Raw genomic sequence first — 15,853 nt, 5'->3', positions numbered from 1 at the left:
CTTCAGTCGCCCAGCGCTTCCGGCTCCCAGTAGGGCACACCGGCGAAGCGCTCGGAGAAGAAGTCGCTGAAGGCGCGCACCTTGGGTGCGAGGAAGCGCCCGCTCGGATAGAGCATCCAGATGTGCATCGGCGGCAGTTGCCACTCCGGCAGCACCTGCACCAGTTCCCCCCGGCGCAAAGCCGGCCCGGCGATGAAGGTCGCCGTCAGGGTGATGCCCAGGCCGGCAAGCGCCGCCTCCACCAAAGCGCCGCCGTAGTTGGCGCGGATGCGTCCGTGCACCGGCACTTCGCAGCGCTCGTCGCCGCGCTGCAAGTGCCAGAAATCGCCCTCGCGGAACAGCGAGAAATGCAGGCAACTGTGCTGCGCCAGCTCCTCGGGACGCTGCGGCATCCCGGCCCGCGCCAGGTACTCAGGGCTAGCCACCAGCACCCGCCGGTTCTCCGCCAGGCGCCGCGCCACCAGGCTGGAATCGACCAGTTGGCCGATGCGCATGGCGCAGTCGAAGCCGTCGGCGACCAGGTCGTGCTGGCGGTCGCTCAGGTCCAGGTCGAGGTCCAGTTGCGGATGCCGCGCCAACAGTTCCGGCAGCGCCGGCACCACGTGCAGGCGGCCGAAATGCATCGGCAGGCTGACCCGCAGGCGGCCGCGCACGTTGCCGGCCAGATCGGCCAGGGCCTGGTCTGCATCCTCGAGATCCTCCAGCCAGCGACGGCCGCGCTCCAGGTAGAGAGCGCCGGCCTCGGTCAGGCTGACCCGCCGTGTGGTGCGCTGAAGCAGGCGCACACCGACGCGCTGCTCCAGCGCCTGCAGCTTGCGCGACAGCGCCGAGGCGGTCATGCCGAGGTCCTCGGCGGCCTGGATGAAGCTGCCGCGCCGGGCTACGGCAACGAAGGCGAGGATTTCGCTGTAGCGGTCATGGCTTCGCATTGATGTCCTAAACGCAGCAATAAAATGATTAGCGCGTAATTTATCCCGATTCCGCGCACTTCCATACTGGCCGCTCCCACGATCCAGGAGCCAGCCATGCGCGCCTTCCAGCTCACCGGCGACGACCTCGCCAGCCTGCAACCCGTCGAACTCGCGATGCCCGAACCGGGCCCCGGCCAGGTGCTCGTGCGCCTGGGCGCCAGCAGCCTGAACTACCGCGACCTGGCCATCGCCCGCCGCCAGTACCTGCCGCAACTGCCGCGCCCGCTGGTACCGCTGTCCGACGCCGCCGGCGAAGTGGTGGCGCTCGGCGATGGGGTCGACCAGTGGCACGTCGGCGACCGCGTCACCAGCCACTACACCCCCGCCTGGCAGTCCGGACGCTTCCTCGCCCATTACGTCGACAGCCGCCCAGGTGGCCCGCGCGACGGCTTGTTGCGCGAGTACGCGGTGTTCGACCAGCACGCCGTCGTAGCCACCCCAGCGCACCTTAGCGACGCGGAGGCTGCGACTCTGCCCATCGCCGCGCTGACCGCCTGGAACGTGCTGGAGACCTTCGCCCCGCGCCCCGGCGAAATCGTCCTGCTGCAAGGCAGCGGCGGCGTTGCCCTGTTCGCCCTGCAGTTCGCCCGTCTGCGCGGCGCCGAGGTGTGGATGACCACCGGCTCGCCGGAGAAGACCGAACGCCTGCGCGAACTGGGCGCCAGCCGCGTGTTCGACGGCCGCGCCGATTGGGGCGCGCAGGTGTTCCAGGCCAGCGGTGGCGGTGTCGACATGGTGCTTGAGCTGGGCGGTTCGAGCAGCCTGCTGCAATCGCTGCAGGCCATCCGTCCGCAGGGCGGCGTGGCGGTGATCGGCTTCCTCGGCGGTTTCGGCGCCAGCACCGAACTGGTACTGCCGATGCTGGCCAAGCACGCGCGGGTGCAGGCGCTTTCGGTGGGCCACCGGGAAAGCTTCCTGGCGATGAACCGGGCCATCGTCCAGCACCATCTGAAACCGCTGATCGACAGCCGTTATACCTTCGACCAGGCGCCGGCGGCCTACGAGCGCATGGCCACGGGCCGGCCATTCGGCAAGCTGGTGATCGAGCACGCCTGAAGCGCTCAGTTCGTCGAAAGGGCGCGCAATCCGCCGGCAAGGTCACTATGATTGCGCGCCTTTCCACCTACCGTGCCGAACCACCATGAGAAAACCGCCGCTGGTCGCCGATGCCGAGCTCGACCGCCTGGAAACCTGGGCCAAGTACACCTCGGGCCTGTGCAGCGACTGCAACGCCACCTGCTGCACCATGCCGGCGGAAGTGCGCATCGGCGACCTGATCCGCCTGGGCGTGGTGGACGAATTCGAGCGCGACGAGCCGGCCAAGAACATCGCCAAGCGCCTGACCAAGGAAGGCCTCATCGACCGCTTCAACCAGAAGAGCGGCATCTTCACCCTGGCGCGCTCCAGCCGCGGTGACTGCGTGTACCTGGACCCGAAAACGCGCCTGTGCACCGTCTACGCCAAGCGCCCGGACACCTGCCGCAACCACCCGCAGGTCGGCCCGCGTCCGGGCTACTGCGCGTACCGCAAGAAGCGCCCCTGACGCCCACCGACGGCCCGCCAACGCGGGCCTTCGCGTTTCTGCATGGTGCATTTGCCGTGCGACTGTTCCGGCACCGGCACATCCCGCCTCGCTATACTGCGGCGCTGTCCAGGAGCCCCGCATGAACCCACTGAGCGACGCCTGGCGCGACCGACCGACCCACAGCCGGGTCTGGGCCCTGGCCGCGCCGATGATCCTCTCCAACGTCTCGGTCCCGCTGGTCACGCTGGTCGACAGCGCGGTCATCGGCCACCTGCCGCATGCGCATCAACTGGGCGCGGTGGCGGTGGGCGGCAGCCTCTACACGCTGCTGGTGGGCATCCTCGGTTTCCTGCGCATGGGCACCACCGGCTTCGCCGCCCAGGCCGCCGGACGCGACGACGGCGGCGCGTTGCGCCTGATCCTCGGCCAGGGCCTGCTGCTGGCGATGGGCCTGGCGTTGCTGCTGGGCCTGCTGGCGATTCCGCTGACGCCACTGGCGATGGACCTGATGAACACCTCGCCGGAGCTCGACAGCCTTGCCCGGCAGTTCTTCCACATCCGCCTGTTCGGACTGCCCGCGGCGCTGGCGAGCTACGCGCTGATCGGCTGGCTGCTGGGTACGCAGAACGCCCGCGGGCCGCTGGCCATCCTGCTGACCACCAACCTGGTGAACGTCGCCCTCGAGCTGCTCTTCGTCCTCGGCCTCGGCTGGGGCGTGGCGGGTGCCGCCAAGGCTTCGGTGATCGCCGAATGGAGCGGCGCGCTGCTCGGCCTGTGGCTGGCCCGCGATGCGCTGCGGCGCTTCCCCGGCGTGCCGCAATGGAGCCGCCTGCGCCAGTGGCTGAGCTGGGCGCCGCTGCTGATGGTCAACCGCGACATCTTCATCCGTAGCCTGGCGCTGCAGGGCGTGTTCTTCCTGGTAACCGTGCAGGGCGCGCGCCTGGGCGATGCCACGGTGGCGGCCAACGCCCTGCTGCTCAACGGCCTGATGATCACCTCCTACGCCCTCGACGGCCTGGCCCATGCGGTGGAGGCCCTGTGCGGCCACGCCATCGGCGGCGGCGATCGGCAGTCCCTGCGCCGCTCGCTGATAGTCGCCTGCGGCTGGTCACTACTCGCGAGCCTCGGCTTCGTGGCCTTCTTCGGTGCCGCCGGGCACCTGTTCGTCGCCCTGCAGAGCGACATTCCGGAAGTCCGCGCGGTGGCCGACCAGTACCTGCCCTACCTCGCCGTGCTGCCGCTGATCGGCATGTGGAGCTACCTGCTCGACGGCCTGTTCATCGGCGCGACCCGCGCCCGCGAAATGCGCAATGCCATGCTCCTGGCCTGCGTCGTCAGCCTGCCGCTGGGCTGGGTGCTGCAACCGCTGGGCAACCACGGTCTCTGGCTGGCTTTTCTATGCTTCATGTTGCTGCGCGGCCTGATCCTCGCCGGCTACGCCTGGCGCCTGACGCGCCGGGATGCCTGGATCGGCCTGCCATCCACCTGACCCGGAGGAACGATGCTCGCTTGCCCCATGCCCGCCGATGAAAGCTGCCGCCTGCAGGCGCTGGAAGAGATGGCCGTGCTCGATACGCCGGCCGAGCACTACCTGGATACCCTGGTGCAACTGACCCAGGACCTGTCCCGAGCACAGACCGTGCTGATCAGCCTGATCGACCAGGACCGCCAGTGGTTCAAGGCTCGCGTCGGCCTGGACGCCAGCGAGACGCGCCGCGACATCTCCTTTTGCGGCCACGCCATCCTCAGCACGGACCCGCTGGTGGTGCCCGACGCCCGCCAGGACGAGCGCTTCGCCGACAACCCGCTGGTGCTCGGCCCGCCGTTCATCCGCTTCTATGCCGGCCAGCCGCTGCACGCCGCCAACGGCCAGCCCATCGGTACCCTGTGCATGCTCGACCCACAGCCGCGCACGTTGCGCGAGAGCGAGATGGCCCACTTCCAGCAGCTCGCCACTCTCGCCGAAGGCTACCTGCAGCTGCGCGCCCTGCTGCAGCGCAACCAGGCCCTGCGCCAGGCGGTGGATCGCGAACAGCGCCGCGCCCTGCTCGACTCGCTGACCCAGCTGTGGAACCGCAGCGCCCTGGCCCTGCTGCACCCGCGCGAGGCCGCCATGGCGCAGGAACGGCAGCAGCGGCTGGGTGTCATCTATGCCGACCTCGACCACTTCAAGTCCATCAACGACCGTTTCGGCCACGACACCGGCGATGCCGTGCTCTGCGAATCCGCGCGCCGGCTGCGTGCCGCGCTGCGCCCGGACGACCTGCTGGTGCGCCAGGGCGGCGAGGAATTCGTCGCCCTGCTGCGCGTGCAGGACGCCGCCGAGCTGCAGCGCATTGCCGAGCGCATGCGCGTGGCCATCGGCGGCAAGCCTTTCGCACTGGACAGCGGCCCGTTGCCGGTGACCCTCAGCCTGGGTTGTACGCTGGCCCGACCGCAGGAGACGCTCGATGCCGGCCTCAAGCGTGCCGACGGCGCGCTCTACCGGGCCAAGCACGGCGGCCGCGACCGCGTGGAATTCACCGCCATCGACTAACCTGCGTCATCCCCCACGACAAGGAACGCCCGACATGGCCGCAGCCCTGGTTGCCTACCTGCACTTTCTCTCGCTGTTCGTGATGTTCGCCCTACTGGTGCTGGAGCACCGTCTGTTCAAGCTGCCGCTGGATACCCAGCGCGCGCGCAGCCTGGTGATCATCGACCTGGCCTACGGCGCCAGCGCCGGCGTCGTGTTGCTCAGCGGCATCGCCCGCGCGGTGTGGTTCGCCAAGGCTCTGGACTATTACCTGCACAACGCCGCCTTCCACGCCCTGGTCGGGCTCTTCGTGGTGGTGGCGCTGCTGTCGATCTACCCGACCCTGACCTTCCTCAACTGGCGCCACGCGCTGCAGGCCGGCCAGGTGCCGGAAGTCAGCGCCGCGCAGGGCAAGCGCGTGACCATGGTGATCCGCGTGGAACTGCTGGCCATGCTGGTCCTCGCCCTGCTGGCCAGCCTGATGGCCCACGGCATCGGCGTCATCGGCAACTAGCCCCGCAGCAACGGCAGCAGGCGCTCGCGCAGCAGTTCGGCATCGGCCGGCGGCAGGCCGAGGCGGAAGCGCGAGCGCAACAATTCGATCAGTTCGTCGACATCGGTAATCACCCGCTGCGTCGTGCGACCGTCGGCGCTGCGCACCCCGAATACGCCGTCGAGCAGCGTCAGGCGGCGGTCCTCCTCGCTGATCGCGACCTTCAGCGAACGGCGAAATACGCTCTGCGGATGGGTCGAGGTGAACCAGTTGCGCGGCTGGTAATCGAGCCAGTGCTGTTCCTGCAGGGTGAAGCGGTAGAGCCCCGCCCAGCCGATGGACGTGCGCAGGGCCAACTCCAGCTCGTCGCCCTCGTGCACGGCGACGCGCCAGCCACCGGGCTGCTCCTCGCCGATGCGCAGCGGCAGGGCCCGCGGCGGGTTGGCCCCGCCAAAGCCGACATCCACCAGGCAAGGCCCCTCCTCCAGTTCGACACGCAGCAACAGGTGGCTCTGCTGGGTGCGTTCGGCATCCGCCGGCAGCCCCCAGCGCACCCGCGCGACCAGCAGGCGCACGTCGAAGCCGAGGCTGACCAGCAGGCGCGCGAACAGGCTGTTCAGCTCGAAGCAGTAACCGCCACGCCAACCCTCGATGACCTTGGCGAACACCGCGTCGGGGTCGATCTGCACCGGCCGCTCCAGCAGCACGCTGAGGTTCTCGAACGGCAATTGGTGCAGCGATGCGTCTATCAGGCGGTCGAGACTTTCGCGCGTTGCGGGAAACGCCTGGAGTGGCAAGCCGAGGCGCAGAAGGCAGGCCTGCAATTGCTCGGGCGTAAAAGGATCGACGGGGGTCATGGGGCTCTCCCTGCTCATGGGGAATGGGGGTGGTCTTCGGGAATCGTCAGCGGGCCGCAGCCTTCGTCGGTGACGAAGGTCGCCAATAGCTGCGCCGGCTCCTCGCGGCTCGCGTTCTCGGCGAACAGATGCAGCGCGCCGCTCGGCTCGAACCAGGTCTGGCCGACGCCATAGGTGTGCGGCGGCTCGCCTTCCATGCGCGAGCGCACCTGGCCGCGCAGCACGTAGGCAGTCAGCGCGCCGGGATGACGATGCGCTGGGGTGTAGGCGCCGGGCGGGAAGTCGACGAGCACGCTGGTCATCACCTTGCCAGGCACTTCTGCCAGCGGCTCGCAGGACAGCACGGTCACCTTAGTCTGCGGCCGCGCTCCGGCTTCCTCCGCCGAACTCTTGGCCTGCTGCAGCGGCGGCAGCCAGGCCGCGCCCAGCGCCAGCACAGCAAGCAGCGCCAGCGGCCAGAGGCTCGCCGAGCGCTGCAAAGCGGCAGTGTTCATGGCTCAGGCCTCCTGCAGGCGGAAGCCCGGCTGCCAGCCGAGCCGGTAGCGGGCCAGCGCGGCGCTGGCGTCGAGGTCCTGCTCGACCAGGTTGTAGGCCCCCGGCGTGCCCCATTCCAGGGCCAGCAGGGCCGCGCGCGCGGCATCATCGACGTGCAGTGCCAGGCGCGGATCGGGGATATCGAAGCCTGTGCCCGGGCCATAAAGCCGGCCATAACGCAGCACCACGCCTTGCACAGGGTCGGCGCGGAGCACGGTGTTCTCAAGCGCGGCGACGCCCCCCACGGTGATGGCACGGGCGCCCTCGGCAGAGAGGTCGAGCGGCTGCTCTTCGCGGTGCGGCAACTCACCCGGCGCGTAGGCCCAGGCGATGCTCTGCGCCACCAGGCGCTGCGCGCCCGCAGCGCGCGCAGCGGCGACCAGATTGGCGGTGCCTTCGCGGCGTATCCGAGCATTGCGCACCGTGGCCTCGGCCATTTCTGTCGGGTCCAGGCCGGGCGGCAGGTCGGTGAGCTGGTGCATCACCCACTGCGGCTGGAAATCGAGCATGGCGCGGGTCAGCGCTTCACCGTCGAAGACGTCCAGCACCTGCGCCTCGGCGCCGGCTGCGCGCAGCGCGGCGGCCCGTTGCTCGTCACGACTGATCGCCAGTACCCGATAGCCGCGCGCCAGCAACAGCGGCAGCAGACGCCGGCCAACGGCGCCACTGGCACCGGCAAAGAAGACTTTCGCGCACATGTTCGACCTCGACTGGAAAGTGGTGGATGGTCGCCACTCTAGGTCAGCCATGACTCAGTCCACAGAGCCAAGAATCGTACGGATGACTAGGACATAGGGCCCTCGTCGACATGCAGCCGCTCTAGGCCGAACTTTGTCGTCTATAACCAAGAGTTCCGATTCGTCCCGCAACGAGGAAACGCCCCATGAGCAAAGTCTTCGACGTCGCCGTAGTGGTCGGCAGCCTGCGCAAGCAATCCCTCAATCGCAAAGTGGCGCTGGCCCTGGCCGCCCTCGCGCCGCCGAGCCTGAAGCTGGAGATCGTCGAGATCGGCGACCTGCCGCTGTACAGCGAAGATATCGACGGCGGCAACCCGCCGGCGGCCTACACCGCGTTCCGCGAGCGCATCCGCCGCGCCGACGCGCTGCTCTTCGTCACCCCGGAATACAACCGCTCGGTGCCGGCACCGATGAAGAACGCCATCGACGTCGGCTCGCGGCCCTACGGAAAGAGCGCCTGGGGCGGCAAGCCGGGTGCGGTGGTCAGCGCCTCGCCGGGGGCCATCGGCGGCTTTGGCGCCAACCACCACCTGCGCCAGTCGCTGGTGTTCCTCGACGTGCCCTGCATGCAGCAGCCGGAAACCTACCTGGGCGGCGCCGGCAGCTTCTTCGACGACGCCGGGCAGCCGAACGACCAGGTCAAGCCGTTCCTGCAGACCATCATCAACAGCTATGCCGCCTGGGTGGAGAAGATCGCCGGGGCGTAAGGCGTTGCTCTTCGTAGGAGCGAGGGGGACGCCCAGTCATTGCTCGCGAACAGTCCCGCAGCAGCGCCTGTTCGCGAGCAAGCTCGCTCCTACACAAGACCCTCACTCTTCCTCATACCGCGACAGCCGCCGGCGCAGCCGTTCGTTCTCCGCGCGCAGCGCCTCCACCTCGTCGAGCAGATGCAGGGCCAGGGCAATGGCCGGCCAGTCCAGCTCGAGTTCGCGCTGCAGGCGTGCCGCACGACGCAAAACGAGCACCGACTCGGCGGCGAACAACCAGGTTTCGCCGCGTCTTTCCTGCGGCTCGACGATGCCGACCTCGATGATTTCCAGCAGCGTCTCGCGCGGCAGCCTGGCGCATTCGCAGAGCTCATCGAACTCCAGGGTGAACAGGACTTCGGTCATGGCCGTTTACTCCATTCGCGACGCGGGTCGAAGGCCGCCTTGGCGGCCAGTTCCTCCCACAGTTTGCGCGTATCGCCTTCAGCGGCACCCTTGGGCATGACGATCTTCAGCACCGCGTAGAGATCGCCCGCGGCATCGCCGCCCTTGCCCGCCAAGCCCTTGCCGCGGATGCGCAAGCGCTGCCCGGCCTGGCTGCCCGGCGGCACGCTGAGGGCGATGCGGCCGGCCAGGGTCGGCACTTCGACCTTCGCCCCCAGCGCCGCTTCCCAGGGCGCCAGCGGCACGCTGACCAACAGGTCGCGGCCGTCGACGTCGAACAGCGGGTGTGGCGCCAGGCGAATGATCAGGTAGAGGTCGCCCGCCGGACCGCCGTTCGCGCCTGCGCCGCCCTGCCCCTTCAGGCGGATGCGCTCGCCATCCACCGCACCCGGCGGGATGCGCACCTTCAGGTGCTTCTCCACGTCCGGCTGGCGCCGGCCGTATTCGTCATAGGCCGGCAAGCCGAAGCTGACCGGGTGCGGCTCGCCGGACTGCAGTTCCTCGAGGAACAGTGGCACCTCCAGCTCGATGTCGCGGCCGCGCCGCTCGCGGGGGCGCTGTTGCCCCTGGGCGCCGGCCCGCGCGCCGAAGATCGACTCGAAGAAATCGGAGAAATCGCGTTCCTGGAAATGCTCGGCGCCCTCGAACCCGCCGGACGGCTGCCAGCCTGGCGGTGCCTCGAACTTCTCGCGGTTGCCGTATTGGCGCAGTTGGTCGTATTCGGCGCGCTTCTCCGGGCTCTTCAGGACTTCATAGGCCTCGGCGACTTCCTTGAAGCGCTCTTCCGCGTTGGCTTCCTTGCTGACGTCCGGGTGGTATTTGCGCGCCAGCTTGCGGTACGCGCTCTTGATCGTCTTCTCGTCGGCATCCGCGGCCACGCCCAGCGCCGCATAGTAGTCCTTGAACTCCATCGCCATCGCTCCCGGGTCTGGAACTGCAAGCCTAGCCGCTCGGCGCACAGGCCGGCGGACAGGACGACTGACGCGGGTCATGGCATAGTCGTTTTCCCATTTACCGACCTTCGAGCAAGGCCATGTCCGAGCCCCTCGCCCTGCGCCTCGACCCGAGCCTGGCGCAACCGATCTACCGGCAGATCTACGAGCGCTTCAAGGAAGCCATCGCCCGCGGCACGCTGCGTCCGGGCGAGCGCGTGCCCCCGGTGCGCGGCCTGGCCGGCGAGCTGGGCGTGGCGCGCGGCACCGTGGAACTGGCCTACCAGCTGCTGACCAGCGAGGGCTACCTGCTGGCGCGCGGGCCGGCCGGCACGGTGGTCTCCCCGCAACTGAGCGGGCGCGACACCACGCCCTCGCCGCACAAGGCACCGCCGACCGCACCGGCGTTGCCCGGCCTGATCGCCCATGGCCCCGGCATCCGCCCCTTCCAGCTCGGCCTGCCGGCACTGGATGCCTTCCCCCGCGCCCTCTGGTCGCGCCTCGCCGGCCGGCGCTTGCGCCACACCCAGCCGGGCGAGCTGGCATATCCCGACCCCTGCGGCTTCGGCCCGCTGCGCGAGGCGCTGGCCGGCTATCTCAGCGTCTCCCGCGGGATCGCCTGCGAACCGGCGCAGGTGCTGATCTGCGCCGGCTACCAGGGCGCGCTGGACCTGATCACTCGCACCCTTCTGCAACCGGGCGACGCCGTCTGGCACGAAGACCCCGGCTATCCACGGGGCCGCCAATTGATGACGGCGGCGGGCGCAACGCTGGTGCCAGTGCCTGTGGATAACGATGGGCTGTGCGTATCGGAAGGCGAACGTCGCGCCCCGCAGGCGCGCTTCGCGCTGGTCACGCCGTCACAGCAGAGCCCCACCGGTGTAGCTCTGAGCCTGCCACGCCGCCTGGCACTGCTGGACTGGGCCGAGCGCAGCGGCGCCTGGATCGTCGAGGACGACTACGACAGCGAGTACCGCTATGCCAGCTTCCCCCTGCCAGCCCTGAAGAGCCTCGACCGCCAGGGCCGCGTGCTCTACACCGGCACCTTCAGCAAGGTGCTGTTCCCGGCCCTGCGCCTGGGCTACCTGGTGGTGCCGAAGGACCTGCTGCCAGACTTCGTGCGCAGCCAGCAGGTGTTCGCCTCGGGCTGCTCGGAGCTGCTGCAGGCGACACTCTGCGACTTCTTCGTCGAGGGCCACTTCTCCCGCCATCTGAAACGCACCCGGACACTCTACGCCGAACGCCGGCAGATGCTGCGCAGCGCCCTGGAACAGCGCCTGGGCGAAGCCATGCACTTCGACGATCTCCCAGGCGGCCTGCACCTGATCGGCCGAATCGGAGGCGACGACCGCGCCATCGCCCAACGCGCCCACGCCGCCGGCCTCGGCCTGCAGGCGCTGAACAGCTGGTGCGTGGAGGCCCGCCGCGAGCCGGCGTTGGTGATGAGTTTCACGAACGTGAAAAGCGCGCCGGAAGCGGCCGAACTGTCCAAGCGCGTGGCGGAGGTGATGGAAACGTAGCGGCGTATAACCGCGAACGGTTTTACGCCCTCCGCAAAGAAGAAGCCCCGCCGAAACGGGGCTTTTTCATCAGGACGACAGGTACGCCGAACGGGTCAGGCCCAGGCGCAGCGCGTCGAGGAACTGCGTGCGTTCGCGCGCGGTGAGCTTGGCCCCGGCTACCTTGTCGCGGTAGTGGGTCATCAGCTCCTCGGGCGACAGGTGCACGTAGCGCAGCATGTCCTCGATGGTGTCGTGGGTCTCGATGCCGGCGTGGGAGAAGCTGCCGTCGGCGTTCTGGTAGACGTTCACCGAGTCGGTGTCGCCGAACAGGTTGTGCATGTCGCCGAGGATCTCCTGGTAGGCGCCGACCAGGAACACGCCGATCATGTAGTCCTCGCCTTCCTTCACGTCGTGCACCGGCAGGCTGGTCTCGATGCTCTGCTCGTCGACGTACTGGGTGATCTTGCCGTCGGAGTCACAGGTCAGGTCCTGCAGCACCGCGCGGCGCAGCGGCTCCTCGTCCAGGCGATGGATCGGCAGGATCGGCAGCACCTGCCCGATCGCCCAGGTGTCCGGCAGGCTCTGGAACACCGAGAAGTTGCAGATGTACTTGTCGGCGAGCTTGTCGTTGAGCTCGTCGATCACCTGGCGGTGCGAGCGCTGGCGGGCCTTGAGCTGGTTGTGCAGGCGCCGGCAGATGGCGAAGTAGCACTGCTCGGCCAGGGCCTTCTGCGCCAGGTTGATCTTGCCCTCGGCGTACTGCGCGGCGGCATCGCTCATATAGTGGGTGGCGCGCCAGTAGGTCTCGGTGACCATCTCGGCGTCGGTCGGGCCGAGCAGGTCAGCCAGCCACTGGACGATTTCCGGCTGTTCGGCGAGATCGCTGATCTTGGGTTGCTCGTCGTTGTGCCGCTCGACGTCGGTGACCTGGGTGATCAGCACCGCGTGGTGCGCGGTCAGCGCGCGGCCGCTTTCGGAGAAGATGTGCGGATGCGGCAGGCCCTGCGCGTCGCAGAACTCCTTGAGCATGCCGACCACCACACCGGCGTAGTCGTCGATGTCGTAGTTGATCGAGCTGGCATTGCGCGAGTGGGTACCGTCGTAGTCCACGCCCAGGCCGCCGCCGACGTCCACGTGGTCCACCGGCAGGCCGAGGGCACGCAGTTCGCCGTAGTAGCGGATGGCTTCCTTGAAGCCGTGCTGGTAGTCGGCCAGGTTGGCGATCTGCGACCCCATGTGGAAGTGCAGCAGGCGCACGCCCTGGTCCAGGCCGGCCGCGCGGAAGCGCTCGACAACCGACAGCAGCTGCGCGGCGGAAAGACCGAACTTGGCCTTCTCGCCACCGGTGTCGGCCCATTTCGAGGACGCCAGCGAGGACAGCCGCACGCGCAGACCAACCTGCGGCAGCACGCCGATGTGCTCGGCTTCCTCGATCACCAGCTGGACCTCGGACTCCTTCTCGATGACGATGAATACGTTGTGCCCGAGCTTCTGCCCCATCAGCGCCAGCTTGATGAACTCGCGGTCCTTGTAGCCGTTGCAAACGATGGTGCCGCCCTTGGGCGCCAGCGCCAGCACCGCCATGAGTTCCGGCTTGGAGCCGGCTTCCAGGCCGATGGAGACGTTCTGCGTGGCGATGATGCTTTCCACCACCGCTTCCTGCTGGTTGACCTTGATCGGGTACAGCGCGGTGTAGCGGCTGCTGTACTCCAGGCGCGCGATGTTGGCGTCGAAGGCGCCGGTCAGCTTGCGCACGCGGTCCTGCAGGATGTCGGGGAAGCGCACCAGCAGCGGCAGCGACAGGCCCGCCTCACGCAACTGGCCGACCAGCGCGTGAAGATCGATCGGCTGGGAGTCGGAGCCCTGCGGGCGCACCTCGACATTGCCGGCTTCGTTGATCGCGAAGTAGCCAGCGCCCCAATGGCGAATTCCATACATGCTGCGGCTGTCCGCCACAGTCCAGTTGCTGCCGTCGTCTTTGCGGGTCCGTCTAGCGGCCATGCGCGCGTGTCTCCTCAAAAAAAGGTCGGGCGCCCGGCGGGATGTGCGCGGGCACCGATAAGCCTAAACGTCGGGTATGACGTTGCCGTGTTGACCACCACCACTGGCGGTAGTTTAGGAAAGCGCGACGAACTCGCGAGCGCGACGCATCTCCCATCTAGGGAACGGGCTGTCGGGTGTGCGCGGCGAAGGCCACGACACCAAACCCGTTCCCTGCAGGGGAGAGGCGGATCAGCCGCCGGATTTCTTCGCCTTGAGCCCGCGCTTGGTCAGCTCTTCGAGGAGCAGTTCGACGTGGTCGCCCTGGATCTCGATGATGCCGTCCTTCAACGCGCCACCGGTGCCACAGCGCTTCTTGAGCGCGGTCGCCAGGTCCTTCAGGGCGTCTTCGGCCAGCGGCACGCCGCTCACCGTGGTCACGGTCTTGCCACCGCGGCCCTTGGTTTCACGGCGCACGCGGGCAATGCCGTCGCCGGCCGGGATCACGGCCTGCTTGCAGATGCACGCAGCAATGGGCTGATTGCAGTCCGGGCAATGCCGGCCGGAATCAGTGGAGTAGACGAGCCCGCCAAGGGCGGACAGGGAGGAAGCTTTCTTGACCACCGGGCGTTTCCCCAGGATTGGCCTCTAAGGGCCAGGTCAACGAATGATCGGCTGGCGCCGACCGCGACGCCCCACTCAGGCAGGGGCTGCGCTATTCCCGCCGGAGGACCCGGGCGGAAAGGTCGCGCAATGTACCAGCATTGCGGCCGATTGCTAAGGGCAGAAATGCGTCATTGATCGGTGATTTGGCGACATGTCCGAAAACGCCCTCTCCCGCGAGCGGGAGAGGCGCTCTAGAGAATTCAGACCTGAGACAGATAAAGCCGCAGCGATTGCAGCGAGTCCGGGCAGTAGAGCGCACCGGCCTCGGCTTCGGCGAGGGCCAGCCGCGGTTCGATGAACCTCGCCTCCAGCACTTCTTCCGGCTGCAGCCGCAGCGGACCGTCCCAGACCGCGGAGAACACCGCGCACCACAGGCGGTTGCCCGGCTCGTCGAAGAAGAAGCTGCCATGTTCGCGCAGCTCGACGCCGGCCACGCCCAGTTCCTCTTCCAGCTCACGGCTGGCCGACAGCGCGTAGCTTTCCTCGGCCTGCACCATTCCGCCGGCGGCGGCGTCCCAGTAGCCCGGGTACACCGCCTTGCTCAGGCTGCGGCGGTGCACGCAGAGCTCGCCGGCACCGTTGAGCAGCAGGATGAAGGTGCCGCGGCCGATCAGCCCGCGTTGGCGCAGCTCGGCGCGCGGCAGCGAACCGAGCAATTGGTCACGCTCGTCGACCCAGGCGATCTGCTCGCGATCCGAGGCCGCGCGGTGGGCGGCCTCGGCAGCGCTGATGAGGTCCATCAGCCCTGCGCCAGCAGTTGCCGCAGATCGATGATCGCGGCGTTGGCGCGGGAGATGTAGTTCGCCATCACCAGCGAGTGGTTGGCCAGCACGCCGAAGCCACTGCCATTGAGCACCATCGGGCTCCACAGCGGCTCCTGGGTCGCCTCCAGCTCGCGGATGATCTGGCGCACGCTGACGGTGGCGTTCTTCTTCGCCAGCACGTCGGCGAAGTCGACCTCGATGGCGCGCAGCAGGTGCGACAGCGCCCAGGCCTGGCCGCGCGCTTCGTAGAAGACGTTGTCGATCTGCAGCCAAGGGGTTTCCTGCAGCTCTTCGTCGACCTGCGGCGCCTGGCCGGGAGCCAGCGGCGTGGTGGGCTTGATGTTGGTGTTCAGCTTGACCCGGCCGACGCTGGCCGAGAGCCGCTGCGACATCGAACCCAGGCGGGTGGAGACGTCACCCAGCCAGTTGTTCAGGCTGTCGGCGCGGGCATAGAACTGCGCCTTGGGTTCCGGTGCGGAAAGGCGCGCCAGGTAACGGTCGAGCGACTTGATGCCCTCGCCGTACTCCGACTCGGACGACGGCAGCGCCCAACTCTTGTTGTCGAAGTTGAAGCGCGGTTCGGCGCGCGCGAGGTCAGCGTCCTCGGTGGACTGCGACTGCGAGCGGGCGAAGTCCTTGCGCAGGGCGCGGGAGAAGTCGCGCACCTGGACCAGCACGCCGTATTCCCAGCTGGGCATGTTGTCCAGCCACAGGCCCGGCGGGAAGATGTCGTTGGAGAGGTAGCCGCCCGGCTTGTTCAGCAGGACCGTGACCACTTCCTTGAGGGTTTCCACGGTGGTGTAGCCCACCACCATCTGCCGGCCGGCACGCTCGGCCGCCTGCTGCGCATGCTGCTGCACGGGGAAGAGATCCGGCTCGCGGCTCCAGTACCAGCCGACCAGGCCGGCGGCGACCAGGTAGGCGCCCAGCAGGCCGCCGAGCACTCGGGTCAGCCAGGGGCCGCCGAAATAGGCGCGCACATCGTCAACCCTGTCGTCGACCTGTTCGCGCACCGAGCTGCGGCGATTCTTCCAGTTCCACATGGCAAAGTCCTTGCGTATCGAATAACGGAAAGGGTTGGACCACGCATCGCGCCAGCGGTTGCCCACGACGCCCGGCGATCCAGGGGCCACTAGGATGCCGCACTCGGCCCCCGAAGGGCAGCCTACCCTCTGCATGGCCTGTGTGACGATCCTTGACCGACATCACTGGCATTGCCCGCGCCA

At 68.3% G+C, this 15,853-nt stretch carries 17 protein-coding genes; 7 read left to right on the top strand and 10 right to left on the bottom strand.

Annotated features, from left to right (window positions below; all coding sequences use genetic code 11):
- Positions 1–2: 2 nt before the first annotated feature.
- Positions 3–929: a LysR substrate-binding domain-containing protein gene (locus ACA097_RS15860; protein WP_371364432.1), complete on the bottom strand. Its 927-nt coding sequence runs from the start codon at positions 927–929 to the stop codon at positions 3–5.
- Positions 930–1,025: 96 nt separating this feature from the next.
- Between ACA097_RS15860 and ACA097_RS15855 the strand changes: the two genes are divergently transcribed.
- The 5 genes from ACA097_RS15855 (at position 1,026) to ACA097_RS15835 (ending at position 5,525) form a co-directional block, all read left to right on the top strand.
- Positions 1,026–2,027 carry an NAD(P)-dependent alcohol dehydrogenase gene (locus ACA097_RS15855; protein WP_371364430.1) on the top strand — a complete coding sequence of 334 codons (1,002 nt, stop codon included), beginning with the start codon at positions 1,026–1,028 and terminating at the stop codon, positions 2,025–2,027.
- A gap of 85 nt (positions 2,028–2,112) precedes the next feature.
- Positions 2,113–2,514, top strand: a complete 402-nt coding sequence (locus tag ACA097_RS15850; RefSeq protein WP_043255593.1) for a YkgJ family cysteine cluster protein — start codon at positions 2,113–2,115, stop codon at positions 2,512–2,514.
- A gap of 121 nt (positions 2,515–2,635) precedes the next feature.
- Positions 2,636–3,985, top strand: a complete 1,350-nt coding sequence (locus tag ACA097_RS15845) for an MATE family efflux transporter (protein ID WP_371364428.1) — start codon at positions 2,636–2,638, stop codon at positions 3,983–3,985.
- Between the two features lie 12 nt (positions 3,986–3,997).
- Positions 3,998–5,032, top strand: coding sequence for a diguanylate cyclase (locus ACA097_RS15840; protein ID WP_371364426.1), 1,035 nt, complete (start codon positions 3,998–4,000; stop codon positions 5,030–5,032).
- Between the two features lie 34 nt (positions 5,033–5,066).
- Entirely contained in the window at positions 5,067–5,525 is a 459-nt protein-coding gene (locus ACA097_RS15835) for a DUF2214 family protein (RefSeq protein ID WP_371364424.1), read from the top strand.
- On the opposite strand, the gene ACA097_RS15830 is transcribed toward ACA097_RS15835, so the two are convergent.
- Genes ACA097_RS15830 through ACA097_RS15820 form a run of 3 tightly spaced genes read right to left on the bottom strand, consistent with a single transcriptional unit; the run spans position 5,522 to position 7,593 of the window.
- On the bottom strand, positions 5,522–6,361 hold the full coding sequence (locus ACA097_RS15830; protein WP_371364422.1) for an arylamine N-acetyltransferase: 840 nt from the start codon (positions 6,359–6,361) through the stop codon (positions 5,522–5,524). The two genes, ACA097_RS15835 and ACA097_RS15830, sit on opposite strands and share 4 nt — an antisense overlap.
- Before the next feature lie 14 nt (positions 6,362–6,375).
- A complete protein-coding gene (locus ACA097_RS15825) occupies positions 6,376–6,855 on the bottom strand; it encodes a cupin domain-containing protein (protein WP_371364420.1) in 480 nt (159 codons plus the stop codon).
- 3 nt (positions 6,856–6,858) lie between these two features.
- A complete protein-coding gene (locus ACA097_RS15820) occupies positions 6,859–7,593 on the bottom strand; it encodes an NAD-dependent epimerase/dehydratase family protein (RefSeq protein WP_371364418.1) in 735 nt (244 codons plus the stop codon).
- A gap of 185 nt (positions 7,594–7,778) precedes the next feature.
- Here ACA097_RS15820 and ACA097_RS15815 point away from each other — a divergent pair, with 185 nt between their 5' ends.
- Positions 7,779–8,339 (top strand): NADPH-dependent FMN reductase, encoded by a 561-nt coding sequence (locus ACA097_RS15815; RefSeq protein WP_371364416.1) that lies wholly within the window; start codon positions 7,779–7,781, stop codon positions 8,337–8,339.
- Between the two features lie 102 nt (positions 8,340–8,441).
- On the opposite strand, the gene ACA097_RS15810 is transcribed toward ACA097_RS15815, so the two are convergent.
- Together ACA097_RS15810 and cbpA are read right to left on the bottom strand one after the other, a co-directional pair.
- Positions 8,442–8,744, bottom strand: a complete 303-nt coding sequence (locus ACA097_RS15810; protein ID WP_371364414.1) for a chaperone modulator CbpM — start codon at positions 8,742–8,744, stop codon at positions 8,442–8,444.
- On the bottom strand, positions 8,741–9,694 hold the full coding sequence (gene cbpA / locus ACA097_RS15805; protein ID WP_371364412.1) for a curved DNA-binding protein: 954 nt from the start codon (positions 9,692–9,694) through the stop codon (positions 8,741–8,743). The genes ACA097_RS15810 and cbpA overlap by 4 nt, the downstream gene beginning before the upstream one ends.
- 122 nt (positions 9,695–9,816) lie before the next feature.
- Between cbpA and ACA097_RS15800 the strand changes: the two genes are divergently transcribed.
- Positions 9,817–11,235, top strand: coding sequence for a PLP-dependent aminotransferase family protein (locus ACA097_RS15800; protein ID WP_371364410.1), 1,419 nt, complete (start codon positions 9,817–9,819; stop codon positions 11,233–11,235).
- A gap of 69 nt (positions 11,236–11,304) precedes the next feature.
- Here ACA097_RS15800 and speA read toward each other — a convergent pair whose 3' ends face one another.
- From speA to ACA097_RS15780, 4 genes are all read right to left on the bottom strand, one after another.
- Positions 11,305–13,218, bottom strand: a complete 1,914-nt coding sequence (gene speA, locus ACA097_RS15795; RefSeq protein WP_043255609.1) for an arginine decarboxylase — start codon at positions 13,216–13,218, stop codon at positions 11,305–11,307.
- Between the two features lie 231 nt (positions 13,219–13,449).
- Positions 13,450–13,821: a translation initiation factor Sui1 gene (locus tag ACA097_RS15790; protein ID WP_043255611.1), complete on the bottom strand. Its 372-nt coding sequence runs from the start codon at positions 13,819–13,821 to the stop codon at positions 13,450–13,452.
- A gap of 242 nt (positions 13,822–14,063) precedes the next feature.
- On the bottom strand, positions 14,064–14,603 hold the full coding sequence (locus ACA097_RS15785; protein ID WP_371364408.1) for an NUDIX hydrolase: 540 nt from the start codon (positions 14,601–14,603) through the stop codon (positions 14,064–14,066).
- Positions 14,603–15,670 (bottom strand): DUF2333 family protein, encoded by a 1,068-nt coding sequence (locus tag ACA097_RS15780; protein ID WP_160288500.1) that lies wholly within the window; start codon positions 15,668–15,670, stop codon positions 14,603–14,605. Before ACA097_RS15780 ends, ACA097_RS15785 begins: the two co-directional genes overlap by 1 nt.
- Positions 15,671–15,853: the final 183 nt, after the last annotated feature.

The organism is Pseudomonas sp. QL9, assembly GCF_041409665.1.
In the GTDB taxonomy this organism is placed as follows: domain Bacteria; phylum Pseudomonadota; class Gammaproteobacteria; order Pseudomonadales; family Pseudomonadaceae; genus Pseudomonas; species Pseudomonas knackmussii.
Note: the sequence above shows the minus strand (reverse complement) of the source record. Positions and strands in the feature narration are given on the sequence as shown.

Bases quoted from the DNA above. Each gene is read 5' to 3' on its own strand.
- ACA097_RS15860 (WP_371364432.1), bottom strand. From the start codon at position 929: ATGCGAAGCCATGACCGCTACAGCGAAATCCTCGCCTTCGTTGCCGTA.
- ACA097_RS15855 (WP_371364430.1), top strand. From the start codon at position 1,026: ATGCGCGCCTTCCAGCTCACCGGCGACGACCTCGCCAGCCTGCAACCC.
- ACA097_RS15850 (WP_043255593.1), top strand. From the start codon at position 2,113: ATGAGAAAACCGCCGCTGGTCGCCGATGCCGAGCTCGACCGCCTGGAA.
- ACA097_RS15845 (WP_371364428.1), top strand. From the start codon at position 2,636: ATGAACCCACTGAGCGACGCCTGGCGCGACCGACCGACCCACAGCCGG.
- ACA097_RS15840 (WP_371364426.1), top strand. From the start codon at position 3,998: ATGCTCGCTTGCCCCATGCCCGCCGATGAAAGCTGCCGCCTGCAGGCG.
- ACA097_RS15835 (WP_371364424.1), top strand. From the start codon at position 5,067: ATGGCCGCAGCCCTGGTTGCCTACCTGCACTTTCTCTCGCTGTTCGTG.
- ACA097_RS15830 (WP_371364422.1), bottom strand. From the start codon at position 6,361: ATGACCCCCGTCGATCCTTTTACGCCCGAGCAATTGCAGGCCTGCCTT.
- ACA097_RS15825 (WP_371364420.1), bottom strand. From the start codon at position 6,855: ATGAACACTGCCGCTTTGCAGCGCTCGGCGAGCCTCTGGCCGCTGGCG.
- ACA097_RS15820 (WP_371364418.1), bottom strand. From the start codon at position 7,593: ATGTGCGCGAAAGTCTTCTTTGCCGGTGCCAGTGGCGCCGTTGGCCGG.
- ACA097_RS15815 (WP_371364416.1), top strand. From the start codon at position 7,779: ATGAGCAAAGTCTTCGACGTCGCCGTAGTGGTCGGCAGCCTGCGCAAG.
- ACA097_RS15810 (WP_371364414.1), bottom strand. From the start codon at position 8,744: ATGACCGAAGTCCTGTTCACCCTGGAGTTCGATGAGCTCTGCGAATGC.
- cbpA (WP_371364412.1), bottom strand. From the start codon at position 9,694: ATGGAGTTCAAGGACTACTATGCGGCGCTGGGCGTGGCCGCGGATGCC.
- ACA097_RS15800 (WP_371364410.1), top strand. From the start codon at position 9,817: ATGTCCGAGCCCCTCGCCCTGCGCCTCGACCCGAGCCTGGCGCAACCG.
- speA (WP_043255609.1), bottom strand. From the start codon at position 13,218: ATGGCCGCTAGACGGACCCGCAAAGACGACGGCAGCAACTGGACTGTG.
- ACA097_RS15785 (WP_371364408.1), bottom strand. From the start codon at position 14,603: ATGGACCTCATCAGCGCTGCCGAGGCCGCCCACCGCGCGGCCTCGGAT.
- ACA097_RS15780 (WP_160288500.1), bottom strand. From the start codon at position 15,670: ATGTGGAACTGGAAGAATCGCCGCAGCTCGGTGCGCGAACAGGTCGAC.